The sequence below is a fragment of the Ruegeria sp. AD11(2025) genome (assembly GCF_056542405.1).
In genome coordinates this window covers 62,084-82,040 of sequence record NZ_JBQFZU010000013.1, presented here as the reverse complement: position 1 = coordinate 82,040, position 19,957 = coordinate 62,084, and the positions used below count along the sequence as shown (strand labels likewise).

The following is a 19,957-nucleotide window of genomic DNA, read 5'->3' as shown; positions in this document are numbered from 1 at the left end:
GGTTAAAGCCTCATATCGATCCGCCCGTCGGGGGCGATGTGTGGGCGTGCCGGGCCGACTTCGGCGACGTGCTCAGGTTGAGGGGCCGAGAGCTCGGTGCCCGCACCACCGTCAGAATCATCGTGCTGCGCATCGGCAGATGTACCCAGATCAAAGGACAGGTTGCCCATACCGAAATTCCGGAATTCGCCCTCAAGAACCGAGAGGTGGCGCCGCATCATGTCCAGCGTCTCGGGGCGTTCCGCAGTGATCGTCAGGTGCAGGCCTTCGTCGCGGCCATTCAAAACGATCGAAACGCGCCCCAGTTCCTCGGGGTTCAGCGCAACCTCGATTGCCCCGGAATGCGGCCTTACGTTGATGGCGGTTGCCATCTGAGATGCGATGGCGCGCGCTGTTTCCGCGCGGGCGGTGGCTGTCATCGCCTGAACCGCTGGCCCCGAATCGCGTGTGACTGATAAAGTCGGGGCCTCTCTGGCGGCCTGTATGTCCTCGATCTCGGGAACCGGCTGCGTTGTGGCCTGAATGCTGGTTGTGTCGGATGCCAGAAGCTGCGTTTGCACTAAAGACCGCGCGCGATCGGGTGTATTTGGATGTTTCGGCATCGGTCCGGGAGTGAGCGGCGCCTGCAGTACATTCCGAACCGGGTCTGCAATTGCCGACAGAAACGGCGTCTCTCTTGAGTGAGAGTCCGCAATGATCGGACCCGTCGGCAGGCTCTGCGGTTTAAGGACGTTTTCATGTGGCCGCCTCGGTTGGTCGGCTCCTGAGACCAAAGCCTGAAAGGCCGGCGGTACCGAACGCTGCACTGGGTTTTCGGTTGTTCGCAGGGTTTCTACCCCCGGGAAATCCGGTTGCTTGTCCCCGGTCGATTCAGCATCAGCCGTGGCGACCGGAGGTGTGAAAGTGGGCTCTTTTGGAGGCGATTCCAAAACCGGAATTGGAACGACCTCCGTTGCAACAGGGTGTGTTTCGACAGGGGGCCGGTCATTCGCAGCAACAGCAATGTCTGTGGCCTGATTCTCTTCCGAGATGATCTCCAGCTCTGCCGCCGCATCCGGATCCTGAACCAGAATGTCAGCCGATTCAGCGTCACCGGACTGCGGGCCGATGTCCTGATCCATCACCGTTTGAAAGGACATGCCGCCTTTGGATTCGCGTGCCTCATGCGGGGTGGCATCTGGTTTCGTGGCGGCGGTTGGTGAGGACATCGCCGCTGAAAGAGGGTTGGGCATTTTGCTCCGGCTCCTTTTGTGTAACCGAAAATCTGCCCGCAGGAAGTTACGTTTATTTTAACCGCTTTCGCCTTTGATCGAGAAAGTTCGATGCAAATCTCGGAGAAAGCAATGAAGGTTTCTGCGACCCTACCCGCCCCGCAACCGCCGACAACATCCCAGAAAGTTCAGGCCGCCGCCGTCGAGTTGGAGGCGGCGTTTCTCGCAGAAATGCTCAAGGCGACCGGAATGGGCAAAGCGCGCCAATCCTTCGGCGGTGGCGCAGGGGAAGACCAGTTTTCCTCTTTCCTTGTGCAGCATCAGGCGCGCGCCCTGGCCGAATCCGGTGGCGTCGGCCTGTCCGAAATTTTGATCCAGTCAATGATGGAGAAAACCAATGCCGAACAAAACTGATGCCGATCTGATCAAGTCCTTGGAAGAAGTACTAGACCTTGAGCGTAACGCGCTTGTGGATGGTGACCTGGACTGGCTGAATCACATGGCGCCGGAAAAGGAAAAGCTTATCGGGTCGATCAATGAGCTTCGGGTTTTTGACAGTGCCGAGTTGATTCGCCTGCAAGAAAAAGTGGAACGCAATCAGGCTCTGCTGAACAGCGCGGCAGAGGGGATTCGCGCCGTCGCCAGCCACATGGCTGAATTGCGTCGCGTGCGGCAGGAGTTCAGCACCTATGGCGCTGACGGCCAGCGCAACGGATACACCGTGCGTCACCATGCGAAGCTGGAAAAACGGGCATAGCGACGGGTTTGATTCAAATCCGAATTTTCTCGCTTGGGCGCTTTAGCACTCCGTTAGGGGATCAGGGGCAAAGGTGGTCGGGCACCTGAATTCAGCAGGTGGCGCGAACAGCCCGGCGGCGGATCGCACTGATCAGAAAGACGTCAAAGCCCGCGGATGATGCGGGGTAAGCATGGGCGTAAAAGGCCCGAACGGAAAAGGAAGAAAGCTATGTCCAGCATTCTGACCAACAATGGCGCAATGGTTGCGCTGCAAACTCTGAAATCGGTCAACAAGAACCTGGCACAAACCCAGAACGCGATCTCGACCGGCAAGGACGTTGCAACTGCCAAAGACAACTCAGCCGTCTGGGCGATCTCCAAGGTCATGGAATCCGACGTTAATGGATTCAACGCGATCAAGGACAGCCTGGCGCTGGGTGAATCGACCGTTGCAGTGGCCCGGAATGCCGCTGAAACAGTGACCGATCTGCTGACCCAGATGAAAGGTAAGATCGTCGCGGCACAGGAAGACAACGTGGATCGTGGCAAGATCAATGACGACGTGACCGCTCTGAAAGATCAGATCAACTCGGTTGTTAGTGCGGCGCAGTTCAACGGCCTGAATCTGGTGGACGGGTCTTCAGGTTCCGCTTCGATTCTGGCCTCGCTCGATCGTGACAACACAGGCGCGGTGACCGCTTCGTCGATCTCTGTGGCTGGTCAGAACCTGTCGACTGGCGGTTATACGGCGGCTCAGGTGTTTGACGGTTCGACAGGCGCCTCGACCGGCAACGACCGAGTGGGCGCGACCATCGACAACGGGGCAACCTCGGCAACTGCGCTGGTGACAGATGAATCCAGCGGCGCTTTTGCTGCGGGTGACAAGGTTGTTGTCGCAATTAACGATCAGGTCGTTTCATATACCGTCTCGGCTGCGGACGCTGCTGCGACAACCACAGGTGACCTTGTCGCTGTGGGCCTGAAGGCAAAGATCGACGAACTGGGCATCACCGGTTTGACCGTTGATTACGACTCGGGCACTCCAGGCACGCTGTCGGTCGCCAACGCAACTGGCAATGACGTCTCATTCTCGGCTCAGTATGTGAACGCAGGCTCGGGCGGTCTGGGCGCGTTGACCGGCATTGACGTTTCGACCGGCGCTGGCGCAACCGCGGCTATGGCAACGATTGAAACCCTGATTGACACTTCGATTGACGCTTCGGCTGCATTCGGTTCGTCGCAGGGCCGGATCGAGACCCAGAAAGAGTTCATCTCAAACCTGGCTGACTCGTTCAAATCCGGTATCGGTTCGCTTGTTGATGCCGACATGGAAGAGACCTCGGCCCGTCTGCAGGCCCTGCAGGTTCAGCAGCAGTTGGCCACCCAGTCGCTGTCGATCGCCAACCAGGCGCCGCAGTCCATCCTGTCTCTGTTCCGTTAACCTTCGGAACCCGGCTGGGGCGTGGAAATGCGCCCCGGCCCTGATCGCCAAAAGACGGACTATTGGAAGGATTTCAAGTGACACCGCACACTCTTGCACAGCGAGCCTATGCGCAGACCGCTGCCCCCACGCGCACACCGCGCGATACCGAGTACGAGGCGATTTCAAAGATCACGCACCGGCTCAAGGCTGCCGCAGCCCGGCAAAAATCGGATTTTGGCGGGTTCGTTCAGGCACTGCACGAAAATCGCCGTCTTTGGACCGTTCTGGCCAGCGGTGTCACGGATTCAGACAATGCCTTGCCCAACGAGTTGCGGGCCCGGATTTTCTATCTGGCCGAGTTCACCGAGCAGCACAGCAGCCAGGTTCTGGGCAACAAGGCGACGGTGGAACCTCTGCTTGAGATCAACATGGCCGTGCTGCGCGGCCTTCGGCAAATGGGGACTACCTGATGGGCGGGCTGGTTCTGAAACTCGCACCAAAAGAGAGGGTGCTGATCAACGGTGTGGTTGTTGAAAACGGGGATCGTCGCTGCCGGTTCTCGATCATGACGCCCGATGCAAACGTCTTGCGCTTGCGGGACGCCATCCACCCGGATGAGGTAAACACCCCGGTCAGGCGGGTCTGTTACGCCGCGCAGCTTGTGTTGTCCGGCGATGCAGAGCCTGATCGCGCCCGTCAGCAGCTGCTGCGCCGTGTCGAAGAGCTGAGCCAGGTCTTCACCGACGCGGACAGCCGCCGCGTTCTGTCAGAGGCGACCGAGGCCCTGTTGGCCGAGCAATACTACAAGTGTCTGAAATCGCTGCGCGCATTGTTGCCGCGCGAAGAACGCTTGATGGCGTATCAGCAATGACATTCCAGCCTGTCATTCCTACGGGCGGTTTGGTGGGCTGGCGGTTTCTGCAGCGCACCTACGAGGCGCAACTCGACAGCTTCTCCTCGTCATCCGTCAATGAGAGGGAGAGGCAGTATTTTCTGGAAAATATCGGCAAGGTGCAAACGGCTGAGGATTTGGTGTCGGACCGCCGCTTGTTGCAGGTCGCCCTGGGCGCCTTCGGTTTGGAAGACGATATCAATAATCGCTACTTCATCCAGAAGGTGCTGTCCGATGGCACCAGTGCCGATGATGCGCTGTCAAACCGGCTGTCGGACGGCAGGTATCGGGAGTTTTCCGAAGCCTTCGGTCTTGGGCCGGGGGAAATACGCCGGACGGGGTTGGCGACGTTCATGGAAGATATTGCGCGCGACAACGACGTGTCGCGGTTCGAAATCGCGGTGGGCGAGTCCGACGAAACCATGCGTATTGCGCTTTATGCACAGCACGCCCTGGGCGATCTGGCCGCGCAAAGCGGCAGCGCAGATACAAAGTGGTTCGATCTGATGAGTCTGCCTCCGCTGCGCAGCATGATGGAAACGGCGCTCGGCCTGCCTTCGAGCTTCGCTCAGTTGGATATCGACCGGCAACTTGTGGTGTTCAAAGACAGGCTGTCGGGGCTGACCGGGTTCGATGATCTGTCGCAGTTCACCGATGAGGCGGCGGTGGCACAACTGATCGACCGGTTTCTGGCCAGCAGCCAGATTGCACAGTTGCAGAACACGATTTTCCCTGCTCAGACTGCTCTGATCTTGCTGGGGGCTTGAGATGGGTCACGGCCTCGGCGTCTAGCACTCCACGTCCCGGCCCAAATCACAATACTTGTACGGAATTACGGGCGTCAGTTGTTCAATACCGCATCTGCTGACGTTTGGAGGGCGTAGGATATGACCGGCTGGGATACGTTATGCAGTTTGATATCCCCCAGCGGCACCGCATTGGCGCAGGCTGGCTGAATATCAGCCGAGACGACAATACGATGGCCTACCTTTTTGCCATATTCCCCCAATCGGGCCGCCACGTTTGCGGCCTGTCCAATCACGGTGAAGTCCAGCCGTTCGCGTGATCCGACATTGCCATAGGTAACGCGTCCATAGGCAACACCGATCGAGCAATCGCAATGGGTCTCGGAGCCGGATTGACGCAGATCGCCCAGTTTTTCAACGATTTCGATGGCTGACCGCTGGGCGTTCCAGCGCGCCGACTCTGAATCGTCTCCGGCCGGGAACACCGCCAGAACGGCGTCGCCGATGAACTTGAGAACTTCGCCACCATTGTCATGCACGATGCCGGAAACGGTTTCAAAGAACTCGTTCAGCAGGTTGATATAGGCGGAGCGGCCAAGCCGTTCTTCCAGGCTGGTGGAGTTGCGCAGGTCGCAGAACATGATGGCAGCGTCGATCTCGTCCCCGTCACCCCGTCGGATTTCGCCCCCCAGAACCCGCGCGCCGGATCGTTTGCCCACATAGGTTTCCAGCAGAACCTGCGCGTTCTCACGTTGCATGAAGACCTCGTAATACCGGGCAATGACCGAGGAACATTCGAACACCAGCCCCAGGTTTTCGGTGGTGAACCCGTTCGGGTGGTCGCAGGTCAGCGTTAGGACGTTAGTGCGCCCGTCCGAAAATGGCAGCGGCATGGCGACGTAATCGGTTGCCCCCTTAGCGCGCAAGTCTTCCATGATCGGAAAGCTGTTTTGCGGGTTTTCGTCGTTCAGCCGCTGGCGTACCCCGCCCAAACCGTTCGACACGTGGCGCAGGGGGCTGTTGATATAGGCCGGATGGTCGTGGATTTCATAGGTGGGCACATTGGTCGAAATCTCGGCCTCACCCTTTTCCCAGATATAGTGTTTGCCTGCGATCAGCGGATGCAGCGACCAGGCCAGAATGCTGAGCCGCTGGATGGCGATCCCGTGCTCCAGCATTTTCTCAGCCAGGGCTTTAGTGAATGCTTCAGGGGTTTGGTTCTCGGACGCGCCGCGCATCAGCCAATCGATCAGTGGGCCGCTGATATTGCCATCCTCGGGGTCGCGCAGATTGTTCTCGCCCAGATCGATCCGCGTATAGGCTTCGGGCATGAAGCCGATATGGCCCTGAATGGCTGTGCTTTCGGGCAGGGCGTCTTCATATGCCCAGACGGAATTGGCCAGACGTTGACCATCCAATATGACATCGTGATAGGTCGCGGTTCCTTTGAAGGGGCAGAAGGTCTGCAATTCGGTTTCGTCGCCAAGATTGATGCAGACGTCATCGCGCGGAAAATAGATCGTTGCCGGCAGTCGCGTTTCATACATGACTTTGGCGTTGGTGCTTTCGGCCAAAAGGGTGTCATCGCGGTAAATCGCAACCCGCCCGGTCAGCTCTTCGACCGAGATGCCGTAACCTTTGGTCTTTGGGGTGGTGTGCACATTCATCATCAGACTCCCTGACGCGAGTCTTTATAGGATGGGGCTTTGGCGGTTGCATTCCAAGGGGTGTCACCGGCTTTTTACCGCACGTGCCCTGTGCGAGGCCGCCGTATCAGATCATTTGAATCACGTCTTTTTCGATCGACAGCATATAGCCTTTTTTGGCGATGTTCTTGACCAGCAACTCGCTGACTATCTGGTTGCCCAAGGCATCGCGCAGCCGTTTGATCCGGGTGGCGCCTGCTGCCTCGTCACATTCCGAGGCGTCCTTGCCGGAAATCATCGCCTCGATCTGTACGCCCGAGAGGACCTCGTCATCTAGACGGGATTCAGCCAGCACAGACAGGGTTTCCATCGCCGCCGGGGTCAGTTTGAAATCCATATTGTTCAGGTAGACGGTGTTTTCCTCGCGGCTGATCAGCAATGAGGTCACCTGAATACCGGTGCGCTCGATCTGGGCCATGCGCCGGTTCAGCAACACCAGCATCACCAGAAACACCAGCGCCGTCACCAGCATGGCGGAGGCAAAGACCAGCAATACGAAGATCACCATCCGATAGCTGGACAGCGTGTCGGCAAAGGCGGTGCCGGATTGCGCCAGAATCTCAAGCAGGCGGATTTCCGTCTGCGAGGTCAGGTCGCTTTCGATGAACAACCGCTCGACTCGCGCGTTGAAGGCGTTGGCATCGGGCAGTGTCCAGAACAGGAAGATCGCCGCCGTCACCAGAATCAACACGATCGCCGCGATGCCCGCGCCGACCAATCTGACACCGGATCGGCGGGCCTCAGTAACGGAGATAGAATTGTCCGGCATTTGCCTTCCTTTTATCCAATCCTTCCGGTCCGAACACGGACATGACGTTCAGCAGGGTCCACCCTGAGCCCTTGAGGCGCTGGGCGACTTCACGTTTTGCCTGCCCCTTGTCGCAGGCCGAAACCTGCATGACGCCATAGTGCAGGCGTAGCGGATTGTCCCGTTTGGCCTTGTAATCGGCATAACAATCGGCCGCCGCGGCAGCAGAGCCAAGCGATATCAGGGCCAGCAGGGCCAGAGAAGAGAGGATATGTTTCATAGGCCGCATCCTGCGCATGGGTCGGTGCGATATTCAATAACCCAAGGGGTTTGGCCGGCCTGATATCGGATAACAGGGGGCCGTTATTGCTTGTCTGGGCAGGGAGGACCCAGTGTCAGGGCATCGAGCACATGGCCCGCCACCGGGCCCCTGAGACTACTGAAGGACAAGCACCATGCATAAGAAGTTCATAGCCCTGATTGTGGCCTCTGCGGTTGCCATCACCGGAATTTCGGCGTCGCAGGCGCGGGCAGCCGATGTCGAAGATATCCTGGGTGGATTGGCGGCCATCGCACTGCTTGGTGTCGCGGTAAAGCACTTCAACGACGAAAACAAAAAAAAGAACACCGTTACGAATAACTACAATCACATATATAAGGCACCCCAAAACCACGTGCACACAAAGCCAAAACACAGGCCGCATAATGTGCGCCCGCTGCCGGAACGGGTTGCGCGCTATAGCTTGCCGCAACGATGCTTGCGCACCTTCCATGGGTTCTCGCCCGATCAACCGCTGTTGGGCAAGAACTGCCTGAGCAAGTATTACAAATACAGCAATAGCCTGCCGGACCAGTGCAAGGTCAGGTTCTGGAATGGCAAAAAGGTCAAGCGGGCGTACCACCCAGGCTGCCTGCGTCAGAACGGATACCGGGTGAGTTACAAGTAACGATTTTCGAGCAGGAGCGGCGCCACAGAAGCGCCGTGCAGGGAGAGGGTGGCGCAAGCTGCCCTCTCTTTTTTCTTGCGATGAGCGGTGAAACGCGGTTTTCCGAAGGCATGACGAAACCAGATTATGAAATTGAAAAAGCCGCCGCGAGGCAAGGGTACCTTCGGATCGCAGGCGTGGATGAGGTTGGCCGCGGGCCGCTGGCCGGGCCGGTGGTGGCGGCCGCCGTGATCCTGAACCCTGAAGACATCCCCGAAGGGTTGAACGATTCCAAGAAGCTGACTGCCAAGCGCCGCGCCGCGCTGGAGGCCAGCTTGCGCGGCCGAGCCGAGATCGCGGTGGCTGAGGCCACGGTGGCAGAGATCGACGAACACAACATCTTGCGCGCCTCGCACTTGGCGATGGAACGCGCGGTCGCGACATTGGACCCGCCGCCGGATTACCTGCTGATCGATGGGAACCTGATACCGCACGGGTTAACGATTCCAGCGCAGGCGGTGGTGAAAGGTGATGCGCATTCGGTGTCGATCGCAGCTGCTTCGATTGTCGCAAAAAATTGGCGCGATCAACTGATGGTGGATTTGGCGCAACAGCATCCGGGCTATGGATGGGAGACAAACGCAGGTTATCCGTCGAAACAACACAAGGACGCACTGCAAAATCTTGGTGTGACCCCACACCATAGACGTTCGTTCAAGCCGGTCCACAATATCTTGTATCAAGAGTAAATTGTAAGTTGCTGATTCAAAAAAGAAATTGACGGCGAATCGTCTTTGACTCATCCTTGTCTCAACCAAATGAGCGCAAAAGCGCCGTGGATACTTGAGGCAGTAAGATGACAACAACCACCAAAAAGGGCGTAAAAGCGCTCCCTTTAAACACGATTCTTTCCGGGGACTGCATCGATGTGATGAACAGTCTGCCCGAGGCGTCGGTGGACCTGATCTTTGCGGATCCGCCCTATAACCTGCAGCTGAAAGGCCAGTTGCATCGCCCCGATAACAGCCAGGTAGACGCGGTCGATGATCACTGGGATCAGTTCAGCAGCTTTGGCGCGTATGACCAGTTCACCCGCGAGTGGTTGAAAGCGGCGCATCGTCTGCTCAAGCCGAATGGTGCGATCTGGGTTATCGGCTCATACCACAACATCTTCCGTGTGGGTTCGGCCTTACAGGATGCGGGCTACTGGATTTTGAATGACGTCGTGTGGCGCAAGTCGAACCCGATGCCGAATTTCCGCGGTAAGAGATTCACCAATGCGCATGAGACGATGATCTGGGCGTCGAAACGCGAAGGTGCGAAGTACACGTTCAACTACGAAGCGTTGAAGGCGCTGAACGAAGGTGTTCAGATGCGCAGCGACTGGGTGCTGCCGATCTGCACCGGGCATGAACGCCTGAAGGATGAAAACGGCGACAAGGCGCATCCGACGCAGAAGCCGGAGTCGCTGCTGCATCGCGTGTTGATTGGTTCGACCAATCCGGGCGATGTTATTCTGGACCCGTTCTTTGGCACCGGGACAACAGGCGCCGTTGCCAAAATGCTGGGCCGCGAATTCATCGGGATCGAGCGCGAGGAAAGCTATCGCAAAGTGGCTGCAAAACGCATCTCCAAAGTTCGCAAATTCGACCGTGAGGCGCTGGAAGTCAGCGCCAGCAAACGCGCCGAGCCGCGCGTCCCCTTTGGCCAACTGGTCGAACGCGGGATGCTACGCCCGGGCGAGGAGCTTTTTTCGATGAACCGGCGCCACAAGGCCAAGGTCCGCGCCGATGGCACGCTGGTGGGCGACAACGTCAAGGGCTCGATCCATCAGGTTGGTGCGCATCTCGAGAATGCTCCGTCCTGCAACGGCTGGACCTACTGGTGTTTTAGGCGCGACGGCAAGACCGTACCGATCGACGTTCTGCGCCAGCAAATCCGGGCCGAGATGAATTGATTTCACCAATACCGCCGGTGCCTGTGGCCTGACACAAGGCACTAAGCCTTGCCCCGCCGATTTCGGCGGGGTCTTTTGTTTTCCGGGTGTCTGGTCTCAATCCGCGCCTGTTGTATCCTGCGGCACAGTGAAGGAGCCTCAGCGATGTCTGATACCATTGCCAGCCAATCCCGCTTTGACCGGTTCTTTGTGACCCGCCCGGACAGGTTTGATCTGGAGAACAAATACACGGAAGCCGCGCTGGAAAGGCACAAGCGCGAGGGGCTTGAGCTTGCCGTCCGCGCCCGTTGGATCGCGATGGGACTCACCGGTGTGCTGCTGATTTACCTCAATCCACAATGGGATGTGATGTGGTATCACTTCATCCTGCTGCTGATATGCGCAAACGGTTGGTTGATCCGTCGGGCGGGCCGTGTTGGGCAATCGCGGACCGAGTTGTTGCTAATTTTTGCAGACCTGCTGATCATGACCACGGCAATGATTGTGCCCAATCCGTTCAGCGACGATGTGCGGCCGCTGGCAATGCAGTACCGGTTCGATAACTTCCAGTATTTCTTCATCATTCTGGCGGCCGGAACGCTGGCGTATTCCTGGCGCACGGTGATTGCGATAGGATCATGGACAGCGGGGATGTGGACCGCAGGGTGGATCATCGCCTGGTGGGTTGCGATGCCGATGCCTGGGCTCAGCGAACGTGTGGCGGAGGCTTTGACCGGTTATCCGGATGTGGCTGAGTTGTTGGACCCCAACAGTTTCATGCCCACCCAACGCATCCAGGAAGTAGTCGTATTCATGATGGTTGCGGTGACGCTGGGCGTGTCGATGCGGCGGCTCAACCGGTTGCTGATGACAAATGCGGGGTTGGAGCGCGAAAGGGCGAACCTGTCGCGGTACTTCTCACCGAATGTTGTGGATGAACTCAGTCAGAATGACGAGCCGCTCAAGCAGGTGCGTAAGGAAGATATTGCGGTGCTGTTCATCGATATTGTGGGGTTCACCAAATATGCTGCCGGGCGCGATCCCTATGAGGTTATCGAGGTTCTGCGCGGTTTCCATGCCCGGATGGAGGCTGAGGTGTTTCGGCACCACGGTACGCTGGATAAATATCTGGGTGACGGGCTGATGGCGACCTTTGGAACTCCGGTGCCAACGCCATCGGATGCGAGCAACGCGGTGGCCTGTGCCCGGGCAATGGTTGCGGTGATCGACCGGTGGAACATTGAGCGCCGCCGGGCGGGAGAGCCCGAAATCAGCGTCGGGATCGGGGTCCATTTTGGTGCAGTGGTTCTGGGTGATATCGGGGCCAATCGGCTGGAATTTGCGGTGATCGGGGATGCGGTGAATGTGGCCGCCAAACTGGAAGCGCTGACCCGTGGTTTTAAGGCGAAGGTGATCATCAGCGACTCGGTGCGGAGCCAGTTGCAGAAGGAAGGCGCCAGCGTGCCGGAGGTGATGGCCGGGTTTGCCGAACACGAAAAGCAAGCGGTCCGGGGGGTGGAGAATCCGATGGACGTGTGGGTGATGGCAGAGTAGGCGCTCCCGCCGATCTACCCTGCATCAGAGATTCAAGACGGATCGTTGGGCCGGGCAGCGCGCTGGCGCGCGCTGCGGTCAGGGTTGAGGTAAGGGGTTTTCTGCGCGGTTGTAGGGTGCCCAGTCGGCGACCTCGGGGTAGTATTGGAGGCGCCAGGCTCGAACGCGGGGATTCATGACCCGGCGCCAGAGAGGCGGGACCATCGCGGCGACGGTCATCACCGGATAGCCGTAGGGCAGTTGCGGCGCGGCATCTTCGGAGTGGTGCTGCAGCAGCGGAAACCGGCGGTTCGGTTTGTAGTGGTGGTCCGAGTGCCGCTGCAGGTTGATCAGCAGCCAGTTCGACGCCTTCTGCGAGGCGTTCCAGGAATGGCGCGGCAGGACATGCTCGTATTTGCCCTGACCCAGATGTTTGCGGGTCAGGCCGTAATGTTCGACATAGTTGACCAGTTCCAGCTGCCAGATGGCAGTACCCGCTTGAATCAGGAACAGGGCGAGTCCAGACAGGCCTCCGATCGCAAGGGCAAGGGCAAGCATCGCGCCTTGCAGAGCCCAATATCGCCAGAAGGGGTTGGAAGAGTCGGTCCAGTGGCGATCCTTGCGGGCCAGTTTTGCGCGCTCGGCACGGAAAGCAGAGACGAGGCATTGTTTCAGGACGCGGGGATAGAAGCGGTGGAAGCCTTCGTTATAGCGCGCGGTAACCGGGTCGCGCGGGGTGCCGACATAGCGGTGATGAACCAGCAGGTGTTCGGAGCGAAAGTGCGAATACAGCACCATCGCAAGAAGGATATCGCCCAGCCAACGCTCGAGCCGACCCTTTTGGTGCATCAACTCGTGGCTGTAGTTGATACCAATTGTGCCCGAGATGGTGCCCATGCCGAAGAACAACCCGAACTTGGCCGGCGTGGACAGGTGGTCAGTATGGGTAGCGTACCAGATCAGCCCGTACAGGGTCAGGAACTGCAAAGGAACCCAAGCTTTAGTTAGCAGGATATACCAGCGCAGCGCGCGGTCTGGCGTGTCGGGGTCGGCGTTGCTCAGGTCAAGCCCGGTCAGGCGGTCCAGCACGGCAAAGGCCCACCATGTCGACATCGGAATAAGCAGGACCCACCAGCTGCCAGCCGTCGCCGTTGCCCAGATAATCGGGATCAACAGGAACGAGATCCAGAAGGGCAGGGCCGATTGCCAGCGAGACAGGGACTGGGTTGCGGTCATGGTGGGGCTCCGAACGATTGCGCATAGACTAGGCACAGTCCGACGGGGCGTTCAATGGGCTATCGGTTGCGCCACAGGTCGTGCGCCTTGCGCATTACGGTCGGCAGGTCGCCAGGGCGGAAGGCGTGCTTATCCAGTAGGATCAGGCCTTCGGGCGTGCGTCCGGCTGGCAGCGGAGCCGTCCAGATACGCAGGGTCAGGTGGAAATGTGTGAATGTGTGTCGCACCTCACCAGACAGCATTTGCCAATCCGCCTCAAACGGGGGCGTTTCCTCCGGTGTGTCAGACCAGCCCGAGCCGGGCCATCCCAGCATCCCGCCCAGTAACCCTTTGTCAGGGCGGCGTTCCAGCAGCACGGCGCCGTTGTCGCTTTGTGCGATATAGACATGACCGTACCGCGTGGGCTTGGGCTTTTTGGGTGTCTTCTGTGGCAAGTCGGACTGCGTTCCAGCTGCGCGGGCCTGACAGGGATCGCGCATCGGGCAAATACCACAGGCCGGAGATTTCGGCGTGCAGATCGTGGCCCCCAGATCCATCACCGCCTGCGCATAGTCCCCTGGCCGCGTGTCTGGCGTCAGCGCGGCGGCTTTTTCCCTGAGCAACGGTTTCGAACCGGGCAGGGGATCGTGGAGGTCGTAAAGGCGGGCCATGACCCGTTCGACATTGCCGTCCAGCACCGTCTCGGGTCGGTCGAAGGCAATCGCCGAAATGGCCGCGGCGGTATAGGGGCCGATGCCGGGCAGTTTCAGTAGCGCGTCATAGCTGTCGGGGAAGACACCACCGTGAACGTCGGTCAAAACCCGCGCGCATTTCAGCAGGTTGCGGGCGCGGGCGTAGTAGCCCAGCCCGGCCCATTCGCCCATGACTTGGTCGTCCGGGGCTGCGGCCAGTGCCTGAACCGTGGGCCAACGCGATGTGAAACGGTTGAAATAGTCGCGCACGGCGGCCACGGTTGTCTGCTGCAGCATCACTTCGGAAAGCCAGATGCGATAAGGGTCGGGTATCACCCCTGCGACCCGATCTGCCGGGCCGATGCGCCAGGGCATTTCGCGGGCGTGGCGGTCGTACCAGTCAAGCAGAGCACCGCTCAGGTCCTGTTGAATAGAGTCACGCAAGTTTTATCTATCTCCCTGTCGGGTTTCGCTGGCGCCCGGTGTCACGCCCTTTACAATAGCGGCGCAGGAGTTGGAAACCAGATGCAACGCAGACGTTCTTCGACCCGCGGGTTCAAACGCACCGCGACATTGCTGAACGGTCAGATTCGGCGCGCCGGGGAAAGCCGGGGCTTTGCTGTGTCGCGCCTGTTGACCCACTGGGCCGAAATCGTAGGTCAGGACCTGGCCTCTATCGCGCGACCCGTAAAGGTGGGCTATGGCAGGGAAGGGATCGGCGCGACGCTGACCGTTCTGACCACTGGCCCGCAGGCCCCGATGCTTGAGATGCAGAAGGAACAGCTGCGGGGCAAGGTGAACGCGGTGTACGGCTATAACGCCATCAGCCGAGTACGCATCACCCAGACCGCTCCGACCGGATTTGCCGAGGGGCAGGCCAGTTTCGACCATAAACCGAAACCGGCGAAACCCAAGATTGACCCAGAGATTGCAGCCGAGGCAGGCCGGACCGCACGCGACGTTCACGATGGTGATTTGCGCGCGGCCCTTGAACGTCTGGGCCGTAACGTTTTATCCAAGCAAAAACGCTGAGAAAGGGCTAAGAAATGAGCCGTATCGCAACTGGAATCTGCGCGGCGGTCGCCATCGCCGCAGGCGGCTATTGGCTGTCGCTGTCAAATTCCTCTCCGTCTTACCCGCTGGTCGGCAGTGCCGAGGCGCAAGAGGCTGATCTGGACACCTCGACCATCGTCGAGATGGTGCAGGGCGCCGAGGATGCGCCGGTCGAGATCATCGAATATGCGTCCTACACCTGCCCCCATTGCGCCACTTTCCATCTGGGCGCGTACAAGCAGATGAAGAAGGACTTCATCGACACCGGCAAGGTCAAATTCACCTACCGCGAGGTGTATTTCGACCGCTATGGCCTGTGGGCCTCGATGGTGGCGCGCTGTGGCGGCCCCGAAAAGTTCTTTGGCATTTCCGATCTGATCTTTGAAGGCCAGTCCGAGTGGGTCAAAGCCGGTGGCCCGGCCGAGATCGTGGACGAGTTGCGCAAGATCGGCCGCCTGGCCGGTATCGACAACGACCAGCTTGAGGCCTGCCTGCAGGACGGCACCCGCGCACAGACTCTGGTGGCCTGGTATCAGGAAAACGCCGAGCGGGACGGCATTCAGGCAACGCCTTCGTTCATCGTGAACGGCAAGAAGGTCGACAACATGTCCTATCCCGATTTCAAGAAGCTGATCGAAGAAGAACTGGGCAGCTAACTGCCTGCTGCGACCGGCTCAATTCGGGCCGGTCGCCAATCACGGTGACGGGGCGATCTGCAGCAGCATCTGCCGGATCTTGTCGGCTTCATCCACTTTCAGACGAACAGGTAACGTAAGAACCTTGCTGCGGAATGCGGCGGGCAGGCGCACGGCGTCTTTTTCCGTTGTCACCATCTGCGCACCCAATAGCCGCGCCTCGTTATCCAGTCGCGTCATCAGGGCCGGGGTCAGCGGTTGGTGATCGTCCAGCGCCTCGGCCCGCAGCAGCTTTGCGCCTTGCTGGCGCAGCGTGCGAAAGAACTTTTCCGGATGCCCGATGCCTGCAAAGGCCAGAACGGGCGTGTCGGCCCAATCCATACCGGTCTGCAAGGGTGCGACCTCACCGGTGGCGTGGGGCACCGTCAGGGCCGCGTCCCAACGGTTGGAGAATTGCACCTGAGATTCCGCATCCCCCAGCGAAAGCACCAGATCGGCACGTTGCAGTCCGATATCAACGGGCTCGCGCAGGGGGCCGGCAGGCAGGCAGAGGCCATTGCCAAAGCCGCACGCCGCGTCCACCACGATGATCGAGAAGTCCTTTGCGACCGAAGGGTTCTGAAACCCGTCGTCCAGCACGATCACGGTTGCCCCGTCTTCTGCGGCGGCGCGGGCTCCGGCGGCGCGGTCCTTGGCCACCCAGACCTCGGCGAATGCGGCCAGCAATAGCGGTTCATCTCCGACTTGAGCGGCGCTGTGTTTGGCAGGATCAACGCGCACGGGCCCTTCCAATGAGCCGCCATGGCCGCGCGTGACTACATGGGTTTGGTGCCAGGCGTCGCGCAACTGTTCGATCATCCAGATTACGGTGGGGGTCTTGCCGGTGCCACCCGCGTTCAGATTGCCGACGCAGATCACCGGTAGCCCGGGTCTGACACCGGTATCTGAAGCTACCCGGCGGGCGGTTGCCGCCGCATAGATGCGCCCCAGCGGCGCCAGCAGTCTGGCGCGATAATCCAGCCGGTCTGGTGCGGTGTTCCAGAAATCAGGTGCGCGCATCATCTGTCCCCCGCTGATCCAGAAAGTCTTGCACCATATCGATCAGCTGATCCGTCTGTGGTGCGCCTTCGGAAACAATTTGCCACCCCGCCAGCGCCATGTCCGCAGCGCGATCTGGCGACAGCATCTCGACCACTGCGTCACCCAACTCGGTTGCGGTTTTGACCATGCGCGCAGCGTCAGCACGATCCAGCTGATCGTATATCTGCTGATGTCCATGAACAAACGGCCCGTGGATGATGGACGAGCCGAGGGCCGCGGCGACAAGCGGATCGTACCCGCCCGCACCGCGCTCCATCGAGCTGCCCATGAACGTGACAGGCGATATCCGGTACCACAGGCCCAGGTCTTCGGGTTCGGCCGAAAGGATCACCTGCGTGGTATCTTCGATCTGCCCGTCGGTATCCCAGTTGGCACAGCGCAGGTCCATGGATTCCAGTCGCCTTTGCAATGGCTTGGCTTCAGCTGTGTCTGCGACATGCAGCACCATCGTCAGTCTGGGCAGGATTCGCATCGCCTGACGGTGGGCGCTGAGCACCGAGATGAATTCCTTGTCCAATACGTTAGCCGCAAGCCAAACCAGTCGCCCTGCCAGAGCATGGTTTGTTTCGATCAACTCGTCTTCGGGCCAGGGTCTCGGGTTTGGGCTGACATGCAGGGGCGGGGATTCACCGACCTTGTCCGAGGCAACACCAAGGCGGCGGATCGTTCGGGCTGTTTCGGAGGTTTTGGTCAGGATCGATTGGAAACAATCCAGCGTATAGCGGGTGATATCAGGCAGCCATCGTGCCCCACGCGCGACCTTGATGTCGATCTGCGCCTCAATCAGGATCAGGGGAATGCCGTGTTCCTCGGCGCGGGTGATGACGTTGGGCATCAGCCCACCCCCGACCCAGAGGCCGATATCGGGATTCCAGTGTTCCAGAAATGCGCGCGCGGCGCCGGTCTGTTCCAGAGGCAGGTTCACAAGCGGGTAGTCACCCTGATCCCAGCGCTGCAGATCGGCCTCGGGCGGTGCCGTCAATAACACATTCAGCGTGGGGCGGGCCTGTTGCAGTCTGCGGCAGAAATCAATCACCGCACGCTGGCGGTTCTGTACGCTGATATGGACCCAGATCAGCTCGCCTTCGGGGCGGGGCAGGTCGGGGTGGCTTGCCGTGTTCGGTACGCCCCAGGACAGGACCCGATACGCAGCCAGGCTAAGAGAGCGCGGCTTGCTCATGGGCGGATACCAGTGCTGTCCCGGTCTAGCCGGGCCCGCAAGGCATCATGAAGCGCCGGGCCTGCCGCGATTACGCCGTTCAGGCGCGGGTGCGCGTTGTTGAACCGCAAGGGCTGGCCCAGTTGATCCGTACAGATGCCGCCCGCCTCGCGGATGATAAGGTCTCCGGCGGCAATATCCCATTCCCAGCTGGGTCTGAGCGTCAGCATCCCATCAAACCGCCCTTGGCCGACAACGGCCATTCGATAAGCCAGCGAAGGGCGATAGACCCGTTTGAATTCAGGCGCCTGACCGTGCAGCCAATGGCGCGGGTCCAGATTGGGTTTGGCGGCCAGAACCTCGGCCGTTTCTATTTTCGAGACTCTGGACACCCGGATCGTTGCGCCGTTCAGGGTGGCACCTTCGCCTTTGGCCGCGGCATAAAGAAGGTCACGCTTCGGTAGGTAAATCACTGCGGCAGTGACTTCGCCGCCTTCGGCGACGGCAAGCGAATGTGCCCAGGTGCGGGACCCTTCGGCAAAGCTGCGCGTGCCGTCGATCGGGTCGATGATGAACACCCGGTCTCGCGTCAGCCGATCCGAGGAATCCTCGGTCTCTTCGCTCAGCCAGCCATAGCCGGGTCGGGCCGAGGGCAGGCGCTGTTCCAGCATGGCGTTGACGGCCAGATCGGCCTCGGTCACCGGACCTGCTCCACCGGGCTTGTCCCAACGCTGCGCCGTAGTGCCCGAGAATCGGGTGGCGATTTTTCCAGCCTCAAGTGCGGCGTCGATCAGAAGGTGCAGGTCAGCTGCCGGCAAGTGTCATTCCTTCGATCAGCACCGAGGGCACTACTCGCGACAGGTAGGGCCGCGCATCGTTTGCCGGGATGATCCGTTTCAGCATATCGCGCAGGTTCCCGGCGATGGTGCATTCATTCACTGGATGGGTGATCTCTCCGTTTTCCACCCAGAACCCCGAGGCGCCGCGCGAATAGTCACCCGTGTTGGGGTTGATGGTAGAACCGATCATCGAGGTCACCAGCAGCCCGGTACCCATGTCACGCAGTAGGTCTTCGCGGGATTGGGTGCCTTGTGTCAGGCTCAGATTCCAGTTGCTGGGTGAAGGCGGCCCGGACACGCCGCGTGCTGCATTGCCGGTTGATGTCATGTCCAGCTTGCGTGCGCTGGACAGGTCCAAAGTCCAGCTGGTTAGAATGCCGTTTTCAACAATCGCACGACGCCGGGTCGCCAGCCCCTCGGCATCGAAAGGACGTGAGCCTGCAATACGCGGACGGTGCGGGTCTTCGATCAGCGACAGATGCTCGGGCAGGACCTGTTCGCCCAGACAATCCTTCAGCCAAGAAGCGCCCCGCGCAATGGCGGCCCCGTTGCTGGCCGCCAGCAGGTGGCCGATCAGCGAGGATGAGATGCGTTCGTCAAACAGCACTGGAAAGGTGCCGGTAGCGGGTTTTTGCGCGCCCACCAGCGACACGGCACGTTTGCCTGCAGTACGGCCAATCTCTTCGGGGTTGCGCAGGTCGTTCTGGAAAGTACGGCTGTCACCGTCATAATCGCGCTCCATCCCGGTGCCTTGGCCTGAGATCGCCACGCAAGAGGTCGAGCGGCTGCTGCGGACGTAGCCGCCGGAAAACCCGTTGGTCGCCGCCAGATGGACGCGATGCGTGCCATAACCCGCCGCCGCGTCGGATACCTGCGAGACCCCCTGTACCGACAGCGCTGCGGCCTCGGCGGCCAGTGCATCGTGCAACAGGTACTCAGCTGCCGGTTCCGGTGAGGGGTCGAACAATTCCAGCGCGGCCAAGTCCCAGCCTTTGGCCAGCTGTTCCGCGCCGGCCAGCCCGGTAAATGGGTCCTCTGGCGCTTCTCGCGCCATGGCCACGGCGCGTTCGGCCATCGCGGTCAGGGTTTCCGGGCGACTGTCCGAACTGGACACGATCGCCTGCCGCTGGCCCAGAAACACCCGCAGGCCCAGGTCGGTCCCTTCCGAACGCTCGGCATGTTCCAGCGCGCCGCCCCGTACCTCGACCGAGATCGAAGAGCCGTCGATCACGATGGCATCCGCCGCATCCGCCCCGGCTGCGCGGGCTGCATCCAACAGGGATTGGCTGATCTCTTCGGGTATTTGGGTCATGCGGCCTCCGGTCTTTATGCATTGGACCTAGCCTTGGACTGCCCGACCCGCAAGACCTGCGACTGTTTTGCCTAAGTCGAACACACACTGCC

At 59.9% G+C, this 19,957-nt stretch carries 22 protein-coding genes; 12 read left to right on the top strand and 10 right to left on the bottom strand.

Annotation, left to right across the window (positions count from 1 at the left end; genetic code table 11):
* Positions 1-2 precede the first annotated feature (2 nt).
* Entirely contained in the window at positions 3-1,232 is a 1,230-nt protein-coding gene (fliK, locus tag ACR1XY_RS13980; protein ID WP_480594099.1) for a flagellar hook-length control protein FliK, read from the bottom strand.
* 111 nt (positions 1,233-1,343) lie between these two features.
* Here fliK and ACR1XY_RS13975 point away from each other — a divergent pair, with 111 nt between their 5' ends.
* From ACR1XY_RS13975 to ACR1XY_RS13950, 6 genes are all read left to right on the top strand, one after another.
* On the top strand, positions 1,344-1,625 hold the full coding sequence (locus ACR1XY_RS13975) for a rod-binding protein (protein WP_480594096.1): 282 nt from the start codon (positions 1,344-1,346) through the stop codon (positions 1,623-1,625).
* On the top strand, positions 1,609-1,968 hold the full coding sequence (locus ACR1XY_RS13970; RefSeq protein WP_480594093.1) for a flagellar biosynthesis protein FlgN: 360 nt from the start codon (positions 1,609-1,611) through the stop codon (positions 1,966-1,968). Before ACR1XY_RS13975 ends, ACR1XY_RS13970 begins: the two co-directional genes overlap by 17 nt.
* A gap of 210 nt (positions 1,969-2,178) precedes the next feature.
* Positions 2,179-3,390, top strand: a complete 1,212-nt coding sequence (locus ACR1XY_RS13965; protein WP_480594090.1) for a flagellin N-terminal helical domain-containing protein — start codon at positions 2,179-2,181, stop codon at positions 3,388-3,390.
* 77 nt (positions 3,391-3,467) lie between these two features.
* On the top strand, positions 3,468-3,842 hold the full coding sequence (gene flaF / locus ACR1XY_RS13960; RefSeq protein WP_480594085.1) for a flagellar biosynthesis regulator FlaF: 375 nt from the start codon (positions 3,468-3,470) through the stop codon (positions 3,840-3,842).
* Positions 3,842-4,243, top strand: a complete 402-nt coding sequence (gene flbT, locus ACR1XY_RS13955) for a flagellar biosynthesis repressor FlbT (RefSeq protein WP_480594082.1) — start codon at positions 3,842-3,844, stop codon at positions 4,241-4,243. Before flaF ends, flbT begins: the two co-directional genes overlap by 1 nt.
* Positions 4,240-5,031, top strand: coding sequence for a DUF1217 domain-containing protein (locus ACR1XY_RS13950; RefSeq protein WP_480594078.1), 792 nt, complete (start codon positions 4,240-4,242; stop codon positions 5,029-5,031). Before flbT ends, ACR1XY_RS13950 begins: the two co-directional genes overlap by 4 nt.
* A gap of 74 nt (positions 5,032-5,105) precedes the next feature.
* Here the strand turns inward: ACR1XY_RS13950 and ACR1XY_RS13945 are convergent, their stop codons facing one another.
* The 3 genes from ACR1XY_RS13945 to ACR1XY_RS13935 form a co-directional block, all read right to left on the bottom strand.
* Positions 5,106-6,677 carry a DUF427 domain-containing protein gene (locus ACR1XY_RS13945; protein WP_480594075.1) on the bottom strand — a complete coding sequence of 524 codons (1,572 nt, stop codon included), beginning with the start codon at positions 6,675-6,677 and terminating at the stop codon, positions 5,106-5,108.
* 106 nt (positions 6,678-6,783) lie between these two features.
* Entirely contained in the window at positions 6,784-7,485 is a 702-nt protein-coding gene (locus ACR1XY_RS13940; RefSeq protein WP_480594073.1) for a winged helix-turn-helix domain-containing protein, read from the bottom strand.
* A complete protein-coding gene (locus ACR1XY_RS13935) occupies positions 7,457-7,744 on the bottom strand; it encodes a hypothetical protein (RefSeq protein ID WP_480594071.1) in 288 nt (95 codons plus the stop codon). The genes ACR1XY_RS13940 and ACR1XY_RS13935 overlap by 29 nt, the downstream gene beginning before the upstream one ends.
* 175 nt (positions 7,745-7,919) lie before the next feature.
* On the opposite strand from ACR1XY_RS13935, the gene ACR1XY_RS13930 reads away from it, so the two are divergent.
* From ACR1XY_RS13930 to ACR1XY_RS13915, 4 genes are all read left to right on the top strand, one after another.
* On the top strand, positions 7,920-8,411 hold the full coding sequence (locus ACR1XY_RS13930) for a hypothetical protein (RefSeq protein WP_480594069.1): 492 nt from the start codon (positions 7,920-7,922) through the stop codon (positions 8,409-8,411).
* 110 nt (positions 8,412-8,521) lie between these two features.
* The gene (locus tag ACR1XY_RS13925; protein WP_480594067.1) at positions 8,522-9,139 is read left to right on the top strand and encodes a ribonuclease HII; all 618 of its coding nucleotides are present in this window, start codon (positions 8,522-8,524) and stop codon (positions 9,137-9,139) included.
* Between the two features lie 107 nt (positions 9,140-9,246).
* The gene (locus tag ACR1XY_RS13920) at positions 9,247-10,347 is read left to right on the top strand and encodes a DNA methyltransferase (RefSeq protein ID WP_480594065.1); all 1,101 of its coding nucleotides are present in this window, start codon (positions 9,247-9,249) and stop codon (positions 10,345-10,347) included.
* Between the two features lie 144 nt (positions 10,348-10,491).
* Positions 10,492-11,880 carry an adenylate/guanylate cyclase domain-containing protein gene (locus ACR1XY_RS13915; protein ID WP_480594063.1) on the top strand — a complete coding sequence of 463 codons (1,389 nt, stop codon included), beginning with the start codon at positions 10,492-10,494 and terminating at the stop codon, positions 11,878-11,880.
* Positions 11,881-11,958: 78 nt separating this feature from the next.
* On the opposite strand, the gene ACR1XY_RS13910 is transcribed toward ACR1XY_RS13915, so the two are convergent.
* Entirely contained in the window at positions 11,959-13,095 is a 1,137-nt protein-coding gene (locus tag ACR1XY_RS13910) for an alkane 1-monooxygenase (protein WP_480594062.1), read from the bottom strand.
* 59 nt (positions 13,096-13,154) lie between these two features.
* Positions 13,155-14,210 (bottom strand): A/G-specific adenine glycosylase, encoded by a 1,056-nt coding sequence (gene mutY / locus ACR1XY_RS13905; protein WP_480594060.1) that lies wholly within the window; start codon positions 14,208-14,210, stop codon positions 13,155-13,157.
* Between the two features lie 81 nt (positions 14,211-14,291).
* On the opposite strand from mutY, the gene ACR1XY_RS13900 reads away from it, so the two are divergent.
* Both ACR1XY_RS13900 and ACR1XY_RS13895 read left to right on the top strand, forming a co-directional pair.
* Positions 14,292-14,798 (top strand): DUF721 domain-containing protein, encoded by a 507-nt coding sequence (locus tag ACR1XY_RS13900; RefSeq protein ID WP_480594058.1) that lies wholly within the window; start codon positions 14,292-14,294, stop codon positions 14,796-14,798.
* A 14-nt stretch (positions 14,799-14,812) separates the two neighbouring features.
* Complete coding sequence (locus ACR1XY_RS13895) at positions 14,813-15,475, top strand: DsbA family protein (protein WP_480594055.1); 663 nt, start codon at positions 14,813-14,815, stop codon at positions 15,473-15,475.
* 39 nt (positions 15,476-15,514) lie between these two features.
* Here the strand turns inward: ACR1XY_RS13895 and lpxK are convergent, their stop codons facing one another.
* Genes lpxK through ACR1XY_RS13875 form a run of 4 tightly spaced genes read right to left on the bottom strand, consistent with a single transcriptional unit; the run spans position 15,515 to position 19,865 of the window.
* A complete protein-coding gene (lpxK, locus tag ACR1XY_RS13890; protein ID WP_480594260.1) occupies positions 15,515-16,513 on the bottom strand; it encodes a tetraacyldisaccharide 4'-kinase in 999 nt (332 codons plus the stop codon).
* Positions 16,500-17,735: a 3-deoxy-D-manno-octulosonic acid transferase gene (locus tag ACR1XY_RS13885; RefSeq protein WP_480594054.1), complete on the bottom strand. Its 1,236-nt coding sequence runs from the start codon at positions 17,733-17,735 to the stop codon at positions 16,500-16,502. The genes lpxK and ACR1XY_RS13885 overlap by 14 nt, the downstream gene beginning before the upstream one ends.
* Positions 17,732-18,532 carry an inositol monophosphatase family protein gene (locus tag ACR1XY_RS13880; protein ID WP_480594051.1) on the bottom strand — a complete coding sequence of 267 codons (801 nt, stop codon included), beginning with the start codon at positions 18,530-18,532 and terminating at the stop codon, positions 17,732-17,734. The genes ACR1XY_RS13885 and ACR1XY_RS13880 overlap by 4 nt, the downstream gene beginning before the upstream one ends.
* Positions 18,519-19,865, bottom strand: coding sequence for a TldD/PmbA family protein (locus ACR1XY_RS13875; protein ID WP_480594049.1), 1,347 nt, complete (start codon positions 19,863-19,865; stop codon positions 18,519-18,521). The genes ACR1XY_RS13880 and ACR1XY_RS13875 overlap by 14 nt, the downstream gene beginning before the upstream one ends.
* Between the last annotated feature and the right edge of the window lie 92 nt (positions 19,866-19,957).